At 71.0% G+C, this 18,263-nt stretch carries 15 protein-coding genes and 1 pseudogene; 7 read left to right on the top strand and 9 right to left on the bottom strand.

Annotated elements, in window-relative coordinates; translation table 11 throughout:
- Positions 1–12: 12 nt before the first annotated feature.
- Together ilvD and ACGFNI_RS23080 are read left to right on the top strand one after the other, a co-directional pair.
- Positions 13–1,863, top strand: a complete 1,851-nt coding sequence (ilvD, locus tag ACGFNI_RS23085; RefSeq protein ID WP_393686513.1) for a dihydroxy-acid dehydratase — start codon at positions 13–15, stop codon at positions 1,861–1,863.
- Between the two features lie 372 nt (positions 1,864–2,235).
- The gene (locus ACGFNI_RS23080; RefSeq protein ID WP_393686512.1) at positions 2,236–3,138 is read left to right on the top strand and encodes a hypothetical protein; all 903 of its coding nucleotides are present in this window, start codon (positions 2,236–2,238) and stop codon (positions 3,136–3,138) included.
- A 7-nt stretch (positions 3,139–3,145) separates the two neighbouring features.
- On the opposite strand, the gene ACGFNI_RS23075 is transcribed toward ACGFNI_RS23080, so the two are convergent.
- From ACGFNI_RS23075 to ACGFNI_RS23060, 4 genes and pseudogenes are all read right to left on the bottom strand, one after another.
- On the bottom strand, positions 3,146–3,607 hold the full coding sequence (locus ACGFNI_RS23075) for a hypothetical protein (RefSeq protein ID WP_393686511.1): 462 nt from the start codon (positions 3,605–3,607) through the stop codon (positions 3,146–3,148).
- Positions 3,608–3,712: 105 nt separating this feature from the next.
- Complete coding sequence (locus tag ACGFNI_RS23070) at positions 3,713–3,979, bottom strand: hypothetical protein (protein WP_393686510.1); 267 nt, start codon at positions 3,977–3,979, stop codon at positions 3,713–3,715.
- Positions 3,980–4,049: 70 nt separating this feature from the next.
- Positions 4,050–4,640, bottom strand: a pseudogene (locus ACGFNI_RS23065) (alpha/beta hydrolase); the annotation flags it as partial.
- Between the two features lie 1,070 nt (positions 4,641–5,710).
- The gene (locus ACGFNI_RS23060) at positions 5,711–6,373 is read right to left on the bottom strand and encodes a hypothetical protein (RefSeq protein WP_393686509.1); all 663 of its coding nucleotides are present in this window, start codon (positions 6,371–6,373) and stop codon (positions 5,711–5,713) included.
- A 285-nt stretch (positions 6,374–6,658) separates the two neighbouring features.
- On the opposite strand from ACGFNI_RS23060, the gene ACGFNI_RS23055 reads away from it, so the two are divergent.
- On the top strand, positions 6,659–6,868 hold the full coding sequence (locus ACGFNI_RS23055; protein WP_393686508.1) for a hypothetical protein: 210 nt from the start codon (positions 6,659–6,661) through the stop codon (positions 6,866–6,868).
- Positions 6,869–7,040: 172 nt separating this feature from the next.
- Here the strand turns inward: ACGFNI_RS23055 and ACGFNI_RS23050 are convergent, their stop codons facing one another.
- Positions 7,041–9,527, bottom strand: coding sequence for a PQQ-binding-like beta-propeller repeat protein (locus tag ACGFNI_RS23050; protein WP_393686507.1), 2,487 nt, complete (start codon positions 9,525–9,527; stop codon positions 7,041–7,043).
- 171 nt (positions 9,528–9,698) lie between these two features.
- Here ACGFNI_RS23050 and ACGFNI_RS23045 point away from each other — a divergent pair, with 171 nt between their 5' ends.
- The 3 genes from ACGFNI_RS23045 (at position 9,699) to ACGFNI_RS23035 (ending at position 11,507) form a co-directional block, all read left to right on the top strand.
- On the top strand, positions 9,699–10,031 hold the full coding sequence (locus tag ACGFNI_RS23045) for an SH3 domain-containing protein (RefSeq protein WP_393686506.1): 333 nt from the start codon (positions 9,699–9,701) through the stop codon (positions 10,029–10,031).
- A gap of 39 nt (positions 10,032–10,070) precedes the next feature.
- A complete protein-coding gene (locus ACGFNI_RS23040) occupies positions 10,071–10,631 on the top strand; it encodes a hypothetical protein (RefSeq protein ID WP_393686505.1) in 561 nt (186 codons plus the stop codon).
- Positions 10,632–10,712: 81 nt separating this feature from the next.
- Entirely contained in the window at positions 10,713–11,507 is a 795-nt protein-coding gene (locus ACGFNI_RS23035; RefSeq protein WP_393686504.1) for a class I SAM-dependent methyltransferase, read from the top strand.
- 148 nt (positions 11,508–11,655) lie between these two features.
- Here ACGFNI_RS23035 and ACGFNI_RS23030 read toward each other — a convergent pair whose 3' ends face one another.
- From ACGFNI_RS23030 to ACGFNI_RS23020, 3 genes are all read right to left on the bottom strand, one after another.
- Entirely contained in the window at positions 11,656–13,065 is a 1,410-nt protein-coding gene (locus ACGFNI_RS23030; protein ID WP_393686503.1) for a M1 family metallopeptidase, read from the bottom strand.
- A 187-nt stretch (positions 13,066–13,252) separates the two neighbouring features.
- Positions 13,253–14,800 (bottom strand): SulP family inorganic anion transporter, encoded by a 1,548-nt coding sequence (locus ACGFNI_RS23025; RefSeq protein ID WP_393686502.1) that lies wholly within the window; start codon positions 14,798–14,800, stop codon positions 13,253–13,255.
- 382 nt (positions 14,801–15,182) lie between these two features.
- Positions 15,183–15,632, bottom strand: a complete 450-nt coding sequence (locus ACGFNI_RS23020) for a hypothetical protein (protein WP_393686501.1) — start codon at positions 15,630–15,632, stop codon at positions 15,183–15,185.
- 324 nt (positions 15,633–15,956) lie between these two features.
- Here ACGFNI_RS23020 and proC point away from each other — a divergent pair, with 324 nt between their 5' ends.
- Entirely contained in the window at positions 15,957–16,766 is an 810-nt protein-coding gene (gene proC / locus ACGFNI_RS23015; RefSeq protein ID WP_393686500.1) for a pyrroline-5-carboxylate reductase, read from the top strand.
- Between the two features lie 61 nt (positions 16,767–16,827).
- Here proC and trpS read toward each other — a convergent pair whose 3' ends face one another.
- A complete protein-coding gene (trpS, locus tag ACGFNI_RS23010) occupies positions 16,828–17,832 on the bottom strand; it encodes a tryptophan--tRNA ligase (protein ID WP_393686499.1) in 1,005 nt (334 codons plus the stop codon).
- Between the last annotated feature and the right edge of the window lie 431 nt (positions 17,833–18,263).

Here is an 18,263-nt window from a genome sequence, read left to right as displayed (position 1 = left end):
GGAGTGACCATCGTGCCCGATCTGAGGTCCCGCACCGTTACCCATGGCCGCAACATGGCAGGCGCCCGAGCCCTTATGCAGGCCAGCGGCGTAGCGCGCGAGGACTTCGGCAAGCCGATCATCGCCGTCGCCAACAGCTTCACGGAGTTCGTGCCGGGCCACACCCACCTCCAGCCCGTCGGCCGGATCGTCTCCGAAGCGATCCACGCGGCAGGCGGCATCGCCCGCGAGTTCAACACCATCGCGGTCGACGACGGCATCGCCATGGGCCACGGCGGGATGCTCTACAGCCTGCCGTCCCGCGACCTGATCGCCGACTCCGTCGAGTACATGGTCGAGGCGCACTGCGCGGACGCGCTGATCTGCATCTCCAACTGCGACAAGATCACCCCCGGCATGCTGATGGCCGCGATGCGCCTGAACATCCCGACCGTCTTCGTCTCCGGCGGCCCGATGGAGGCAGGCAAGGCCACCCTCGTCGACGGCACCGTCCGCAAGCTCGACCTGATCAACGCGATCTCCGACGCGGTCAACGAGAACATCTCGGACGAGGACATCCTCCGCATCGAGGACAACGCCTGCCCGACCTGCGGCTCCTGTTCCGGCATGTTCACCGCCAACTCCATGAACTGCCTGACGGAGGCCATCGGCCTCTCCCTCCCCGGCAACGGCTCCGTGCTGGCCACCCACACCGCCCGCAAGGCGCTGTACGAGAACGCCGGACGCACCGTCGTCGAGATCACCAAGCGGCACTACGAGCAGGACGACACGACCGTCCTGCCGCGCACCATCGGCTCCCGCGCCGCCTTCGAGAACGCCATGGCCCTGGACATCGCCATGGGCGGCTCGACCAACACGATCCTGCACCTGCTCGCCGCCGCCCAGGAAGCCGGACTCGACTTCGACCTGGACGACATCAACGCGGTCTCCCGGCGGGTGCCCTGCCTGGCGAAGGTCGCCCCGAACGTCGCGCCGGGCGGCACGTACTACATGGAGGACGTGCACCGGGCGGGCGGCATCCCCGCCATCCTCGGCGAGCTGTACCGCGCCGGGATGCTCAACGAGGACGTGCACACCGTGCACAGCGACTCCATGGCCGAATGGCTCAAGACCTGGGACGTGCGCGGCGGTTCGCCCTCCGCCGAGGCCGTCGAACTGTGGCACGCGGCCCCCGGCTGCAAGCGCTCGGCGACCGCCTTCTCGCAGTCCGAGCGCTGGGACTCGCTCGATGTGGACGCGGCCGGCGGCTGCATCCGCGACCTGGCGCACGCGTACTCCGCCGACGGTGGTCTGGCGGTCCTCAAGGGCAACATCGCCGAGGACGGCTGCGTCGTGAAGACCGCAGGTGTCGACGAGTCGATCTGGACCTTCGAGGGCCCGGCCGTGGTCTGCGAGTCGCAGGAAGAGGCCGTCGACAAGATCCTCGCCAAGCAGGTCAAGGAGGGCGACGTCGTCGTCATCCGCTACGAGGGCCCCAAGGGCGGCCCCGGCATGCAGGAGATGCTCTACCCGACGTCCTTCCTCAAGGGCCGCGGCCTGGGCAAGGCGTGCGCGCTGGTCACCGACGGCCGCTTCTCCGGCGGCACGTCCGGCCTCTCCATCGGCCACGCCTCGCCGGAGGCGGCATCCGGCGGCACCATCGCCCTCGTCGAGGACGGTGACCGCATCCGCATCGACATCCCCAACCGCTCGATCGAACTCCTCGTCAGCGACGTCGAGTTGGAGTCCCGCCGGCTCGCCCTGGGCGGCGTCTACGCCCCCAAGCAGCGCGAGCGCAAGGTTTCCCAGGCCCTGCGCGCCTACGCCGCCATGGCCACCAGCGCGGACAAGGGCGCGGTGCGCGATGTGAGCAAGCTGGGCTGAGGGAACGGCAGTTGAGAGGCCCCCGTCGGGTGACGGGGGCCTCTTGCTGTTTCCGGGGCCGGGCGGGCTTTTGTACATCACCTTACGATTCACTCCACTGGGTTAAAACCATATGCTCCCGGCACATCGATAAATAGTCGACGGCTGCGTGGGTATAGAGCCGGATGAGTACGACGCGCAGCGTTTTGACGTCGGCGCCCCATCCGGTACCAGGTTTCGTTTTCCGGGGATGCACCAGCTCGGCCGCACAGAATTCGTCCACGTGACGTCGGCGTGCCCGATTTCTCTGGCTTCTGCTCCCCCGAATCAAGCGCGGGAGCAGTGCCCACGTGCCCCGCCCACCCCCTCCAGCGCCAGCCTCAAGGAGAAGACATGGCCACGCCTGTCGATCATCAGAACTCTTCCCTCCTCGTTTTCTTCGGGGATCCGCTGTATCCCGGAGTGAGCGCCAAGATTATCGTCTACTGGCCCAGGCCGGCAGGCGGCGGAGAAGTCGAATACAGCACCTCCGCCGTCACTGGCGGTTCAGGTATCTGGCACAGCCTCACGCCTATTTCCGGAACGTGCTACTGGGTGGGGGATTTCGAAGTATCTCCGCAGGCCCCCTTATGTGAGACCGACCTGATGCTCAGGAAAGGGACGGAATGTGAATGCGTCACCGTAACGGTTTGCATCGCCATCAAAGATCCCCCCAGAGGGATTCCGGGATTCCGCGGCGAGAAGGGTGAAACCGGGCCTCGCGGACGAAAAGGAGATGCGGGCGACGAGGGTGAGCGGGGCGAGAAAGGCGATCGAGGTGATCCCGGGCAACGCGGGGAGAAGGGAGATCAAGGGGAAAAGGGAAGCAAGGGGGAAAAGGGAGGGAGGGGGGATCCGGGCCGGGACGGCGAGAAAGGCGAGCGGGGCGACAAGGGCGACCCGGGGCAACGAGGCCGGAAAGGCGACAAGGGGGAGCGGGGCGAGGCGGGCTGCAAAGGCGAGCGGGGCGACAAAGGCGATGAGGGTGCGCCCGGCCCCCGGGGCGAGCCGGGCGCACAAGGCGAGCGTGGTGAGCCCGGATGCTCCGGCCGGGACGGCGAAGCGGGTGAGCGGGGCGACGCGGGTGAGCCCGGCCCACGAGGTGAGCGGGGCGACCCCGGGCCCAAGGGCGACCCCGGCCCGCGTGGCGACAAAGGCGAAAAGGGGGACAAGGGCGATCCCCTTGATCCCGGATCCATCGAGGAGATGGTCTGCGCCATCATCAAACGCATGCTGAGCGGGATGGAATGCCCGTGAACGGGCGTTAGAACTTCTGCTGTTTCGCGCCGGGCGGCAGGAAGCAGGGGGTGCTGACGGAGAGGCGGAGGGTGTTGGGGGGTTTTGCGGTGTCGGCGATGAGGGAGAAATTCTCCTTTTCGTGGTAGCCGTCGAGGATGACCTGATGGGTGTGCGGGCGTTCCTCGTACGACGAGACGTCCACGCCGTGCTCCTTCAGCGCCGCCCGGAGTTTGCGGACCGCCGCGATGTGTTCTTCCCGGGGGAGATCGGCGTACACGGTGTAGGTCAGGGTGTACCGGCCGTCCTCAGCCACCTCGTCACTCTGGCCGACGCAGTCCTCGAAGTCCGTGAACGGGCCATACGTGTTGCCCACCTTCACCTCGGCAAAATGCGCCATGGTCGAGGTGTAGCGCTTCGCCCAAGTCAGCGCGTTCTCACGGCTCTTACGCGGCAGCGGCTTGTTGGCATCGTCGGAATTCTGGGACATACAAGCTCCGGTGGACAGGATGACCGAGGCGGCCAGGACAAGGGGGAGGGTGCGTCGCAAAAACGTTGCCCGCCACGGGGAAACAGCGCCTCTCAAGAATGGCTCTCACATGTTGATGGGAGTGGGAATGGCCTTGTCCGGCTCCTGGCCGGCAATGCTCCGCCCCTGATTGGCGAGGCTCTTGCTGTGGTCGTCCCAATAGCCGCTGTGGCCATGCGTATCAGTGACGAACCGCGTTCCACCGAAGGCGCCGGTGTTCGGGTCGGGCCCGAGCGTCAGCCCTTGTGCCAGTTTGATTTTGTCGTCGTCGGCGAGCCCGGTGTAGAAGTGGTCCGATCCGACGTGCAGGTCGGATGCGCTGCCGACCGTCATTCCCGGGCTGCCGACGACGGAGATGCTGTCGGCGCCGAGCCCCTTTGCCGCCGGCATCCGCGTCCCCCACGACCGTGGCGCCGTAGCTGTGCCCCAGAACGGTCATGTGTGCCGGGTCGGACCCCTCGTGTGAGGCACGCAGGCCGTGGGTGAAGTCCCGGAGGTCCGGTGCCGCGTCGTCGGCCCGGCCGGTGCCGCCCACCGCGAGGTTCGGGGCCTCCGAGACGGGAACTTCCGGAGCGTCGTAGCCGAGCCAGTAGACCATCGAGGTGTTCGCCGACGGGTCGGCCCGCTCGGCCGACCGCTGCAACTTATCGATCCGCGACAGCTGCCCGCCCGTCGAGTCCATCGTCGTCGCGGTTCCGGGGACCTGTACGCCGACGTTGTCCGCGGTGTCCGGGTTTCCCATGGCGATGACGGCCTTGCCGTCCTCGAACTCGTCGAAATCCAGGAGATAGAGCTTCTTGTTCCCCTTCGCGCCGTCGCGCTTGTCGAGTTCGGCCTTCAGGGTCTCCAGGTTGTGACGGTCCTGGGAGATTCCGGATATCGACTGGTCGCTGCCGGCGACGAAGTTGAGCTGCTGGTCCAGGGACAGCCGGTTCGCGTCGTCCCGTACGTCGCTCGGGAGGCCGTTGGTCTTGCCGATCCGCTCCGGGTACATGGTGGCGTACTCCTGGCGGGTGTCCTCGTCCAGGCCCTTCCACCAAGCGGCGGCGTCCTTGGGGTCCTTGGGAATCTGCGGCCCCTCGATGCCCAGGTCCTTCATGGCCTCCTGGGTGTCGGCCGCGGACTCGGCTGCCATGTGCCTGTTCTTGCGGTCCATGAGGTCGCCGCGGAGTTCCGACAGGGCCTTGTGGCCGTCGGCGCCGGCCTTGCGGGCGTCCTTGACCGCGGTGTCGATCTCCTCCTGGAAGCGCTGGACGCGGTCCAGCTTGGCCTGCGTCTCCTCCGGTGACTCGTCCGCGTCGCAGACGGCCTCCATCACCCTCCCGGAGTCGTCGACGAGGAAGTCCTCGGCCTCGGCGCTCCGCCGAGCGGAATTCCCTTCGGGCTCGGCGGGCGCGGGCCCCGAACCGGGCGCGGGCCCCGAACCGGGCGCGGGCCCCGTGGCGGGCGCGGGCCCCGAGGTGAGGGCCGGTCCCGTGGCGGGCGCGGACATGATCACGTCCTCCATGTCCCCGTCGAAGTCCTCGAAGTCCTGATCAACCATGTCTTCGTTCCACTCATGGTTGTCAGCGGTGTCGCGCAGGTTGCCCGCGCCCCACAACAGCCGCTTGTGCAGGCCGTCGAGGGCCGGCTTCCAGGTCTCGCCGATCATGTGCAGCCCCGAGGCGACCGACCATCCGTGAGCGGAGTCCGCGGCCGTGCCGGTTTCGGTGACGGCCTTGTCGCAGGGCTTCTTGATGTCGTCGGCGATGCCGCTCTGGGCGTGCGCTGACGCGCGCAGTTCGCCGGGTTCGACCGATTACCGTTGAACCGTTGTGCGAAACGCCGACCGTCCGGTTCCAGCCACCGCGATAGGCGGGCCAGGGGCCACCGCGGCTACTCTCCGATCGGCTCTGACCAGGGCATGGGAGCGCGGGCCTGAAGCTCGCGAATAAGAATGAAGTCAGCTGAAGTGGAGGGGCTCGAACGCACATCGGAGGACGGCCGCAATACCCGGACTCTGATCCTGATGCCCGTGGACCACGAGATCATTCCGCCCGCTCCCGGTGCCCAGTGCCCGGGGCCTCAGAACTCGACCGGCCGCCCGTCCTTCCACAGGGCATCCACGTGCCCGGCGAACCGGTCGAACAGCCCGTCCGGGCCGAGGCGTCGCAGGTGCAGCATGGGGGACTCGTGTCCCAGCAGGCTGGACAGGTGGGGTGTCACCAGCATGTCGTCGTCGAAGGTGAAGACGCTCAGGGCGATATGCGCGTCGGAGTGGCGCGCGGATACACCGGGCTCGTCCTGGAGCCGCGACAGGGCGTCCAGGGTGATCCGGATGCGGGTTCCGACCGTCAGCGGGACGCCCTCCACCTCTTCGCGGTCCTTGGTGACCCGCGATTCCGGGTCGCCGACGAGGAAGCGCACGGCCGCACCGGACGCCGCTTTCGCCCGCAGGCGGTCGGCGATCTTCTGGTGTTCCTGCCAGATGAAGTAGTTGGTGTAGCCGGCGAACGTGAGGTCGCGTTCGGCGGCGTCAATGAGGCGGCCCCACACGATTGTTGGGCAGGCGTTGCGGTATGGGTACGCGGCGACGATCTCCCGGCTCGCACCCGTTTTCACGACGCTGCGCACGCCCCTGGGCCGCAAGATCATTTCGTCCACTCCAAGCGCTTTCGACACCTGTGCACGCGTGGTCCCGTGCGGCGCGCGGGCCGGGTTTGCCCGCCACTTCTTGACGGTCTCCACGTCCACACCGACTGTACGTGCGAGCCTGACGGCGCTCATTTCGGCAGCTTCCATAGCGTCACATAGCGCAGTGTCCAAGGTCTTCCCCTCGACGTTTCTGCCACTTCCGACGGTACGGCCAACGAGTCGCGGATGGCAGGGAAACGCCCCTGCACGCGTCGTGGGTGCGAATCGATAGTCATGGCATGACCAAGTCGGCCCTGCGCTCCGGCGGTTTCGAAGCAGAAGCCGGCGAGCCGAGGCGGGACGGTCGAATCATCGGAACGCCAGGCAGAGAGCAATGCCATGACGACAGACCGCATCGAGGAAGCCGAGTCGGCCTGCGAGGAATTGGCGGGGGCACTCAAAGAGGCGGGGATCGTGCTGCCGTCGTTGGGAGTGGAGGCGGCTTCGTACGGTTACGAACGGGCCGGTGTCCTGGTTGAGTTGGGGCGGTGCAATCTGGATACGGCGTCGCGGCTGATCGCTGTGATCAAGCGGGCGACGGCGCGGTGACCGCGCGGCCGTACGTGCTCGCTCCGTACGTGTCGCCCGCGTGCCACGTCGGCACTCATGGGGCGTGCAAGAAGGGGGAGTTGGGGCCTGTCCGGCCGGTGCCTGGGGTGCGGCGGGAGGTGTGCGTGTGTCCGTGTCATGTGGGGGACGTGCGGGCGCGAAGGCCCGGTCGTCACCAGGTGGATGGGTTCTTGGTGGAGGCGCCGAAGACCGTGCCGTCGGGGGCGGCGGCGTAGATGCGGCCTCGGTGTGGGTCGGGGACCGGGGCGGGGAGCGACTCCAGGAAGCCGTTGTGGCGGGCGGCTGTCAGGCGGGCCCGGGTCTGTCCGGTGAGGCCGCCGGTGCGGGTGTCGACGGCGAGGAGGCGGCCGTCGGCGGAGGTCAGGTAGAGGCGGTCGTCCGCCGTCGCCACCGGGGACGAGCCGCGGGCGACCGACGTTTCGACGTCCCAGTGCCTTTCCCCGACGGCCTGGAGTGCGCCGCCCTCCGCGAGCAGGTACGCGGTCTCGCCGTGCACGGTGGCCGTCACGCCGTCGAGCGGTGCGGCGAGCGGCAGCCGTTCGCCGCGTCCGCGCTTCGGGTCGTAGCGGACGACGGCCGTGGTGCGGAAGGTGAACTTCGGGTCGGCCGCGGTGAGATAGAGGGTGCCGGACGCGCCGGTGCCGACGGGGGTGAGCGAGCCCGCGATGCGGGTGTGCCAGCGGACCGTGCCGTGCCGCGGGTCGATGGCGGTGACGCGGGTGGTGGAGCCGTCGGTGGAGGGCTCGGCGGCGTACGCGAGGGTGGGGGCGCCGTACGTCTTGAAGGACGGCAGGGCGTGGCCGGGGAAGGGCTTGTGCCAGAGCTGCCGGTGGGTGGCGCTGTCCAGGGCGGTGACGGTGCCGTCGTCGGCGGTCAGCAGCAGGACGTTCCCGATGACGGCCGAGCCGCCTTTGTAGCCGGTCAGGTCCTTGCTCCAGCGGGTGGCGCCGTGGCCGTCGGGTGACGGGTCGAGGGCGTCGATGCGGGTGCCGTCGGGGGAGGTCACGTAGAGCAGGCCGCCGGAGAGGACCGGCGGGGTGGGGGGTGCGTCCTCGGGGCCGCGCTTGGGTCCGGTGCGGCGCCAGCGGACCGTGCCGGTGCCGGCGTCGACGCGGGCGGCGAGCAGTCCTGGCTGGACGCAGAAGAGGGCGTCGGGGCCGTCGCCGTGGGTGGCTCCGGGGGCGCAGGCCGGCATTTCGGCGCGGTAGCCGGCCGGGCGGTGGACCAGCGTGGTCCGCCAGGGCCTGAACTCGTCCGCGGCGCGTGGTGGGCGGGTCGGCTGCGTCGGGGCGCCGTCGGACAGGGCGCGTACGCCGGCGAAGGTGCCGGCGCCGGCCACGATCAGGGCGGCGGCGGCCCAGACCGGCCAGGCGCGGCGGCGACGTCGGCGTTTGGTGGTGAGGGAGGGGGAGGGGGAGCGGGGGCGGTCGGCGGTGAAGGGGGGATTGTCGTCGTCGGTGCGGTTCGCGGGGGCGGCCGGTGGTGGGGTGGTGAGCGGGCTGCGGGCGCGTACGTGGGTGGCGTCGGCGGGGCCGTGGGTGGCGTCGGCGGGGCCGGGGGACGGGGCGGATTCGACGCGTACCGGGCGGCGTTGGCCCGGAATCCGCGGCTCCGGGGCGGCGTGGGGGGCGGCATGGGGGGCGGCGTCAGGGAAGCCGTCAGGGGCAGGCCCCGGGATGGCCTCGGGGGCGGCCCCTGGGGCAGACCCTGGGACGGCCTCCGGGAACGCGGCGTACGGGGCCCAGGCGTTTCGCGGGTTCTCCCCGGGGGCGTCCCGCAGTTCGTCCGGCAGGTCGGTGTGCGCCGGTGTGGGCAGGTCCGTCCGCAGCAGGTCCATCAGGGCGTCCGGTGTCGGCCGGTGTGCCGGGTCCTTGGCCAGGCAGGCGGCGATCAGCGGCGCCAACTCGTCGGGCACACCCGCCAGATCGGCCTCGTCGTGCACCACCTGGTACGCCACCAGGTACGGGCTCTCCGAGTCGAAGGGGCCGCTGCCGGTGGCGGCGTGCACCAGGACCGAGCCCAGCGCGAAGACGTCCGCCTGCGGGCCCACCTCGCGCGGGCGCTGGAACTGCTCGGGCGCCATGAACGGCGGCGTGCCGATCAGCTTGCCCGTCTCGGTGCGCATCTCGCTGTCGGAGGGGCGCGAGATGCCGAAGTCGATGACCTTCGGGCCGTCGGCGGCCAGCAGGACGTTCCCCGGTTTCAGATCGCGGTGCACGACCCCGGCGCGGTGGATGTCGCGCAGCGCCTCGGCCAGTCCCGACGCCAGCCTGCGGACCTCGCCGGGGGCCAGCGGGCCGTTCCGCTTCACATGGTCGGAGAGGGTGGGTCCGGGGATGTGGAGGGTCGCCATCCAGGGGCGCCCCGCGTCCGGGTCGGCGTCCACAACGGGCGCGGTGAAGGCGCCGCTGACGCGTCGCGCGGCGGCCACCTCCTGCCGGAACCGCCCCCGGAACTCCGGGTCTTGGGCGAATTCGGCATGGATGACCTTGACCGCGAGCAGCAGCCCGGACGAGGAGCGCGCGAGATGGACCACGCCCATGCCGCCGGCCCCGAGACGCGCCTCCAGGCGGTACTGCCCAGCGTATTCCGGACGTTCCGCTTCCGGGTCGAGACCGAGATCACGCAGCGACCCCATCGATTCCACCCCCGTGAGATTCGGTCGCAGGTGCGACGCGCGGAGCCTAGTCGATGACACGTGCGAGACGAACGAGGCTTGCTAGCGTGCGCGTTGCAGGACGCGCGGCCCGGCTTGGGCGGCGCGCAACAGCGCACCGATGGGGTGCGCGTTTTCCACGGGGGAGAACACATGAGCAGCACACAGGACCAGCTCAACCGCGCCGCGGAGCCGGCCGATGGCGAGGCGGCCGTCGGCACCCTGGCCGCCGAGCGGGCCACGTACCCTCTCGCACCCGGCTACCGCGTGAACATCCGCGAGGGCGCGGGCACCAACACGCCGGTCGTCGGACACCTGCCGGACGGCGCGCACGTCCGGATCCTCTGCCAGCGGTACGGGCAGTGGGTCGTCGGCCCGTACGGCACCTCGAACATCTGGGACAACATCGGGCCGGGGCAGTACATCTCCGACAGCTATGTCAGGACGGGCAGTGACGGTTTCGTCGCGCAGCGCTGCATGGCCTGAGCCCGGCCTGAGCCGTTGCCGCCGGGGATAATCGGTGGCATGAGCGACGAGCAGACGCCACCGGGCGGCCCCGAGCGGGACGCCACCGAGCGCGGCGGCCAGGAGCGTGGCGGGCCCGAGCCGGAGGAGATCCGCTTCTTCGGCACCAGCTGGGTCCGCCACGACCGCGGCTACGCCCTGCGCAGGGCCGGAGTCGCGGTCGGCTCGCTGCTGCTCGCCGCGGTCGGCGCGCTCATCCTCCGCTTCGCCTTCCAGGGGCTTGAGTTCGGGGACGTCGGCCCGTTCGTCAGCCTCCTGGTCGTCGTCGGCTTCGCGGTCTGCAGCGCGCTGGCGTTCCGCCGCACCTGGGAGGGGTACGTCCGCCGCCCCGCGCCCGCATCGGACAGCGCAGCCGACAAATCCGCCCAGAGCCTGCTGCTCATCGGCTTCATCGGCTCGCTGCTCGCCTACTTCTGCCGCAGCCTGATCGAGGCACCCGGCGAAAAACTCCGCCGCGCCGAATACACCGCGGCCCGCGAACGCCACGAACGCCGCCGCACCTCCCGCACCGGCAATCCGGCCGCCAAGAAGCCCAAGCCGAAGGGGAAGAAGCGGCGGTAGCGGGGGCCCTGCACCCTGTACGCGGGGCGGCCGACGGGGCAGGCTTGGCCGGTGCCCTCTTCCTCACCGCGCCGAAGCCCGATGCCGTCCGGGAACCGCCGAGCGCCCGATACGGCGGCGTTGGCCAGGTCGTTCGATGCCGTCGCCGCCCAGTACGCGGCGGCCAGGCCCGGGTATCCGCCGGAGCTTTTCGACGCGGTCGACGAGCTGGCGGGACGGCCGCTCTCCGGGGCGCGGGTGCTGGACGTCGGCGCCGGGACCGGCATTTCGACGGGCCTGCTGGCCGCGCGCGGCGCCCGGGTGACGGCGGTGGAGCCGGGGGCGGCGATGGCCGCCGAGCTGCGGTCCGCGCACCCCGGTGTCCCGCTGATCCGCGGACTCGGTGACGCGCTGCCCCTCTCCGGCGGCGCCGGCCTCGACTTCGTCTGCTACGCGCAGTCCTGGCACTGGACCGACCCGGCGCACTCCGTCCCCGAGGCCCTGCGGGTGCTGCGGCCCGGCGGCGCCCTGGCCCTGTGGTGGAACGTCCCCGACCCGGACGTCCCCTGGGCCGCCGAACAGGAGGACCGGCTCGCCCGCCGGCTGCCCGGCTACCACCGCCACGACGTGGTACGCCGCGCCCCCGACCTGATCCGCCGCCTCGGCCTCGGCCTGCGGCCCGTCCTGCGGACCGTGCGCTGGACCCGCCGGATTCCCGTCGAGACCCACCTCGCCATGCTCGGCAGCCGCTCCTACTTCGCCACGATCGGCCCCGCCGCGAGCGCCCCCGTGCTGGCGGACGAACGCGCCGCGCTGCTTGAGGTCTTCCCCGACGGCGTCGTGGAGGAGGCGTACGCGGTGTACCTCACGGTCGCCCTGCGGCCGTCGGCGGACTGACCGGGACGCGCGGACAGGGCCCGCCGGGGGACCGGCCGGGATGCGCGAGCGGCGTGGCGTGCGGCCTCCGCCGGGGGACCGATCCGGCCGCCGGTACCGGCCCCGCCGGGAAGCGGCACGGCCGGGAAGCGGCCCGGCCCGCCCCGGCTCAGTACTCCCAATCCGGCTGGCCCTCCCCGTACAGCCAGTCGTCGAAGAGGTCGGTCAGGTCCTCGTCCGTGCGCTCCTGGCAGAAGTCGATGAAGTCATCCGTGTCGGCGTTGGAGTGCCGGTACTTGGCGGGCCAGGACTTGAGGATGCCGAAGAACGTCTTGTCGCCGACGGCGTTGCGCAGCTGCTGGAGGACCATCGCGCCGCGGTCGTATATCGGCGTCGCCGTCACGTTCTCGGCGTATTGGGGGTCGCCGGGCGGGAACTCCCAGAGATCGTCGTCCTCGTCCGTTTCGGCCAGCTCGTCGAACCGCTCCTGGGGTGTGCGACCGCCCTTGTGCTCTTCCCACAGCCACTCGGCGTAGGTCGCGAACGACTCGTTGAGCCAGGTGTCCTCCCAGGTCTTCGGCGTCACCGAATCGCCGAACCACTGGTGGGCCGTCTCGTGCACCACCGTCGCGGCGTCCGGCGCGCCCGCGTAGACCGGCTTGGTCTGCGACTCCAGCGCTATCCAGTCGATCCGCGGCGGTGTGTGGTCGACGATCGCGCCGGCCGATGAGAAGGGGTAGTCGCCGAACAGTTTGCCGGACCATTCCAGGATGGCGGGCAGCTGCTCCAGCGCCTTCTCGCTGGCCTTCGCCTCCTTCGGATCCACCGCGACGTACAGCGGCAGCCCGTCGGATGTGCGGGACTGGTGGACGTCGAACGTGCCGATGGTGGCGGTGGCGAGGTACGTCGCCATCGGCTCGGCCGAGTGCCAGCTGTACGTCGCGCGCCCCTTGGCGGTCTTCTTCGACCGCAGCTCCCCGTTGGCGATCGCGGTGTAGCGCTCGGGCACGGTGATCCGGAAGTCGTAGGCGGCCTTGTCCGACGGGTGGTTGTTGCCGGGGAACCACGTCATGGCCCCGGCGGGCTCGCCGGACACGAACGCGCCGTCCGAGGTCTTCACCCAGCCGTCCGTGTCGCCGTCCGGATCCTTCAACTCGCGCGGTACGCCGCTGTATTCGACGGTCGTACGGAACTCGGCGCCCTTCCTGAGCGCCTGCGCGGGCCGGACCGTCAGCTTGTGCCCCTTACGGCTGAAGCCGGCGTCCTCGCCGTCCACGCGGACGCCGGAGACCTTCAGGCCCTGGAGGTCGAGCTTGAAGGAGCTGAGGTCCTTGGACGCATGGGCGGTGATCTTCGCGGTCGCGTCGAGGTGCTGCTTCGGCACGTCGTAGGCGAGGTCGAGTCCGTAGTGGCTGACCTGGTAGCCGCCGTTGCCGAGCGCGGGGAACAGCGGGTCGCCGACCCCGCCCGCGCCCGCCGTTCCCTTGACGGCCACCGTCCCGCTCGTACAGGAGGACAGCAGCAGGGCGACGGACAGGGCGGCGGTCGCACCGCAGTAGCGGAGGGGCCGGCGGTTCACAGGACTCCTAGGGTCGGGCGGACGGCCGGTCGGCCGGTGGGCCGGGACGGCGCGGGCGGGCGGTGGCGTTGTTGACGGTCGCACCCACCGCTCGTGCCGTCGGTGGTCACGAGCCTCACGACCCTACGGTCAATTCCGCCGCAACATCACTTCCTTCCTTTGGCGGACAACGAGGGGAGAGGGGGCGTCAGGCGGGCGGCCCCTCGTCGGCCGGGGCCGGGGCCGGGGGTGCGGCGTCGGATCCGGCCGGGCGGCGTTCCTCGGCCCAGGCGCCGAGCGCCGCCGCGCAGGCGTGGTCGAGGTGGCGCAGCCCGGAAAGATCGAGCGTGATCTCCCTGTCCCGGGGCAGCGCCTCCAGTTCGTCCAGCACCTTGGGCAGCCGCAGGAACGTCGCATGGCCGACGGCCCGTACCCGGATCGGCCGCAGCCCGGTGGCCTCGTCCCGGTACGCCCTGGGCCGGGAACGCTCCGGGTCGGTGATCTCCAGCTGGACGTGCGAGGTCTCCCACGCCGACTTGGCGACGGCCATCAGGAGTCCCAGCAGCACCCCCTCGAACATGTTGGTGACCACGATCGCCACCGCGGTCGCGGCCAGCACCACGGCCTCGCCCCGGTGCGCACGCCACAGCGGACCGAACGACCTGACCGGGATCAGCTTCCAGCCCGCGTGCACCAGTACGCCGGCCAGCGCCGCGAGCGGGACGACGCCGAGCGCCGCGGGGAACGCCGCGGCGAACACCAGGATCCACCCGCCGTGCAGCACACGCGACAGCTTCGTCCGCGCCCCGGCCTGCACATTCGCCGCGCTGCGCACGATCACCGCGGTCATCGGCAGCGCGCCGAGCACTCCGCACACCGCGTTGCCCGCGCCCTGCGCCATCAGCTCCTTGTCGTAGTCGGTGCCCGGCCCGTCGTGCAGCCGGTCCACCGCCGCCGCGCTGAACAGCGACTCGGCCGAAGCGATCAGCGTGAAGGCGAGCACGGTCCCCAGGACGCCCAGGACGACACCCGGTTCCACGAGCCGCGCGAAGTCCGCGCCGCCCGGCGGCTGCACGGCGTCGAGCAGGCCGCGCACCTCGACCCTGGCCACCGGCAGATCGAGGACGAAGACCGCCGACGTCGCCAGCGCCACCGCGGCCAGCGGGGCGGGCAGCAGCCGGGCGGCCGGCCGCCAGCGCGGCCAGAGCGCCAGGACGGCGATGGTGCCCGCCCCCACGGCGCACGCGGTGAGCGCCGCATCGGAACCGGCGGTCGCGACGGCCAGCCGGGGCAGCCCGGCCAGGTTGGCGAGCCCGCTGCCGGGCGCCTTGGCGTCGGTCAGCGCGTACAACTGGCCCGCGATCAGCACCAGGCCGATGCCCGCCAGCATGCCCTGGACGACGGCGACGGAAATGGCCCGGAACCACCGGCCGAGACGCAGGGCCCCCGTGGCCAGTTGGAGCACACCGGCCGCCAGCACCAGCGCGCCCAGCGCCCTGAGGCCGTACTCCTGCACGGCCTCGTACACGAGCACGGTCAGCCCGGCCGCCGGACCGCTGACCTGAAGGCTGCTGCCGGGAAGGAGGCCGGTCAGCAGGCCGCCGACGATGCCGGTGACCAGACCGAGTTCGGCCGGGACGCCGGAGGCGACGGCCACGCCGACGCACAGCGGGACGGCGACGAGAAAGACGACGAGCGACGCGGTGACGTCGGCGCGCAGCGTTGGTAGGGAGCGGATGACAGGAATGCGTTGCATGCGGATGCCTCCTGCGGGAACGGGTGCGGACAGGACGTCGCGAGGACGAGTGCGGACAGGACGTCGCGGGCACGGCGCGACCGGCGTGCCTCGAACGCCTGGAACGGTGCGGGAACGGCCACCTGGAACGGACCGGGACGAACCCCCTGGCACGAGCGCCTGGAACGGCCCGTGGGACGGGCTACCTGGAATGCCCGGGACGCCTTCGGGACGGGGATGGCCTGGAAGGGACGGCGTGACGCCCACGACGGGACGGCGTGACACCTGCGCCTACGACGTCAGGGACCTGCGCCTGTGACGTCGCGCCTACGGCACGAGGGTCACGGCAAGGGGCTGACGCAAGGAGGTGACGCGAGGAGCTGACGACGCGGGCCGGGCCCGCTCAGCAGCGGAACACGCCGTGCCGGACCGGGAGTTCGCCGGACCTCGCCAAGGGCACGGCGTGCCGCGCGGTCAGCGAAGCCGTCAGCGCGAGGCCGCCCGCCGTACGGACCGGGGCGGACGACGGCAGCGGAACGGAGTGCGGCGTCGGTGCGGACGGCGCGGCCACGGACCGGCCGCTGCGGCGCGGCTGGATGCGCTCGCCCACCGACTCCTCCTCGGCGTCGCGGGCGACCGCTGAGGTGCGCGGAGCCGAAGTGCCGGACGGGCCGGGCAGGTTCGCGGCGACGGGCGCCACAAGACGCGCGGCGGACGCGCCGTACGTACCGGGTGGCGCCGCGGGCACGGACAGGATGAGGGCGATGGCCACCAGCAGCAGCCGGACCAGCGCCGCCGTGCGGTCGCGGCGTTTCCCGGCCGGCGTGCGGGCGCCGACTGTGAACGTCACCATCGTCGCCCCCCTCCGGCGCGGTTGGACAGCTTGTTTCATTGTGTCCAAGCGATCGGCTTGGAAGGCAATCCGCTGTGTAACCGTCCTGTGAACGCGGAGTTATCGGACGAGAACGATCAGCTCCGATCACTCCGGCGCTCCCCCGGAGCGCAATTCACACCTCCGCACGCCCCCACCCCGACGCCGTACGGCCTGACGAAAGCCACGGGCCGACGCGCCGCCCCTCCGCCGTCCCTCCGCCCACCGGACACCCCCGCACCCGCCGCCCGCACGATGCGAGGATGGCCGGGAAAGCCCAGCGCAGCGGAAAGGCGGACCCGAACGATGACCCAGAAGGTCGCAGTACTCGGCACCGGCAAAATCGGCGAAGCCCTGCTCAGCGGCATGATCCGAGGCGGCTGGGCGCCCGGCGACCTGCTGGTCACCGCGCGCCGCCCCGAGCGCGCCGCACAACTGCACGCCCGTTACGGCGTCGAAGCGGTCAGCAACGCGGAGGCCGCCAAGGCCGCCGACACCCTGATCCTCACCGTCAAGCCGCAGGACATGGGCGCCCTCCTCGACGAGCTGGCGCCGCACGTCCCCGCCGACCGCCTGGTCATCAGCGGCGCGGCAGGCGTCCCCACCGCCTTCTTCGAGGAACGGCTGGCCGCCGGCACCCCGGTCGTCCGGGTCATGACCAACACCCCCGCCCTCGTGGACGAGGCGATGTCCGTCATCTCGGCCGGCACCCACGCCACCGGCGACCACCTCACCCGCGCCGAGGAGATCTTCTCCGGCGTCGGCAAGACCCTGCGGGTACCGGAGACCCAGCAGGACGCGGCCACCGCGCTCTCCGGCTCGGGGCCTGCCTACTTCTACTTCCTCGTCGAAGCGATGACCGACGCCGGCATCCTGCTCGGGCTGCCCCGCGACAAGGCCCACGACCTCATCGTGCAGGCCGCGGTCGGTGCCGCCGTGATGCTCCGCGACAGCGGCGAACACCCGGTCAAGCTCCGGGAGAACGTCACGTCCCCGGCCGGCACCACCATCAACGCCATCCGCGAACTGGAGAACCACGGCGTCCGCGCCGCCATGCTCGCCGCCCTGGAAGCCGCCCGCGACCGCAGCCGCGAACTGGCCACCGGCAACGGCTGACCCACAGCCAATAAAGAAAGGGGGGGAGGGGACGCGCCCCCTCCCCCTCTCCCCCCTGCTTTCACACCGCAGGCAGCAACCCCACCGCCCGATACGCCGCATCCACCCGTGGCCGCGCCAGCTCCCTGGCCCGCACCGCCCCCGCCCGCAGCACCGCATCGACGTACCCGGGATCGGCCGCCAGCTCCGCATGCCGCTCCCGCACCGGGCGCAACAGCTCCACCACCGCATCGGCCGCGTCCTCCTTCAACGCCCCGCACGCGTCGTACGCACCGGCCAGCGCCTCCGGCTCACCTCCCGAACAGGCCGCCAGCACATCCAGCAGATTCGCCACCCCGGGCCGCTCCACCCGGTCGTACGCGACATCCGGACGGCCGTCGGTCACCGCCCGCAGCACCTTCCTGCGGACCGTCTCCGCCTCGTCCAGCAGAAAAATGCTCCCCGCGGCACCGGCCTGCGACGCCCCCATCTCCGACGCCGGCTTCTGGAGGTCCCTCACCCGCCACGCCACCCGGGGACGGGTGGCCTTCGGCACCACGAACGTCGGCCCGTATCGCCGGTTGAACCGCACCGCCAGCTCCCGCGTCAGCTCCAACTGCTGCGCCTGGCCCTCCCTGACCGGCACCTCATCCGTCCCGTACGCCAGCACGTCAGCCGCCATCAGCGCCGGACACGTCAGCAAGGACAGCCGCACCTCTCCCGCGCGCGCCCGCGAGCCCGCGGTCCTCTCCTCGTACCGGCGCATCCGCCGCAGCTCACCGTCCGACGCCGTGCACTCCATCAGGTACGACAGCCGCACGTGCTCGTCGACATGGCTCTGTACGAACACCGTGCACCGCTGCGGATCCAGCCCCGACGCCAGCAACAGCGTCGCCGCCTGCCGGCTCAGCCGCCGCACCCGCGCCGGATCGTGCTCGACGGTCAGCGCGTGCAGGTCCACCACACAGAACAGGGCATCCGCACGGTCCTGGTCCTCATCGGCCCAGCGGCGCACCGCCCCCAGATAGTTCCCCAGCGTCAGATGCCCCGACGGCTGCACACCGCTGAAAAACTGCTTCCTCGCCATCTCGTCCCTTTCCGGTGCCTACGCACCGCGCGCCCGCCACTGCGGGCGCCACGCTCAGGGACCGCCGGACCTCGCCGGCCGGCTGCGGGATGGAGATACGCGAACGGCCGCCGAAGCGGCGGCCGTGGTCATGCATGCGCTGGTGGTCGGCCGCCGTCAGGCGGGCCACCACTGCTGTCCGTGCGCATGCGGATTCATGGGGCCAACGTACCGGCGAATCCCTTGCCCGGCACGGGTTTGAAGCACCTCAGGGGCTCGTGTAGTGTGCTCCGAGTTGCCACGGAGCCAACCGGCCCCACGGCAGCCATCCGCCGCTTCGCGGCACACCACTACTGCACGACTCCTCACCGGAAACAATTTCGGCATGCCGAAATTCGGACCGCGGCTCGATTATGAGTCACCGAGGAATTCCGCTAAAGTAGTGACCACGC

The sequence above is a fragment of the Streptomyces sp. NPDC048644 genome (assembly GCF_043199105.1).
Classification (GTDB): Bacteria; Actinomycetota; Actinomycetes; order Streptomycetales; family Streptomycetaceae; genus Streptomyces.
The sequence above is the reverse complement of the archived record's forward strand: the minus strand, read 5'-3'. Positions and strand labels throughout refer to the sequence as shown.

What these genes read in the sequence shown, in the direction of transcription:
- ACGFNI_RS23080 (WP_393686512.1), top strand. Translation starts at nt 2,236, where the DNA reads ATGGCCACGCCTGTCGATCATCAGAACTCTTCCCTCCTCGTTTTCTTC.
- ACGFNI_RS23075 (WP_393686511.1), bottom strand. Translation starts at nt 3,607, where the DNA reads ATGTCCCAGAATTCCGACGATGCCAACAAGCCGCTGCCGCGTAAGAGC.
- ACGFNI_RS23070 (WP_393686510.1), bottom strand. Translation starts at nt 3,979, where the DNA reads ATGACGGTCGGCAGCGCATCCGACCTGCACGTCGGATCGGACCACTTC.
- ACGFNI_RS23055 (WP_393686508.1), top strand. Translation starts at nt 6,659, where the DNA reads ATGACGACAGACCGCATCGAGGAAGCCGAGTCGGCCTGCGAGGAATTG.
- ACGFNI_RS23050 (WP_393686507.1), bottom strand. Translation starts at nt 9,527, where the DNA reads ATGGGGTCGCTGCGTGATCTCGGTCTCGACCCGGAAGCGGAACGTCCG.
- ACGFNI_RS23045 (WP_393686506.1), top strand. Translation starts at nt 9,699, where the DNA reads ATGAGCAGCACACAGGACCAGCTCAACCGCGCCGCGGAGCCGGCCGAT.
- ACGFNI_RS23040 (WP_393686505.1), top strand. Translation starts at nt 10,071, where the DNA reads ATGAGCGACGAGCAGACGCCACCGGGCGGCCCCGAGCGGGACGCCACC.
- ACGFNI_RS23035 (WP_393686504.1), top strand. Translation starts at nt 10,713, where the DNA reads ATGCCGTCCGGGAACCGCCGAGCGCCCGATACGGCGGCGTTGGCCAGG.
- ACGFNI_RS23025 (WP_393686502.1), bottom strand. Translation starts at nt 14,800, where the DNA reads ATGCAACGCATTCCTGTCATCCGCTCCCTACCAACGCTGCGCGCCGAC.
- ACGFNI_RS23020 (WP_393686501.1), bottom strand. Translation starts at nt 15,632, where the DNA reads ATGGTGACGTTCACAGTCGGCGCCCGCACGCCGGCCGGGAAACGCCGC.
- proC (WP_393686500.1), top strand. Translation starts at nt 15,957, where the DNA reads ATGACCCAGAAGGTCGCAGTACTCGGCACCGGCAAAATCGGCGAAGCC.
- trpS (WP_393686499.1), bottom strand. Translation starts at nt 17,832, where the DNA reads ATGGCGAGGAAGCAGTTTTTCAGCGGTGTGCAGCCGTCGGGGCATCTG.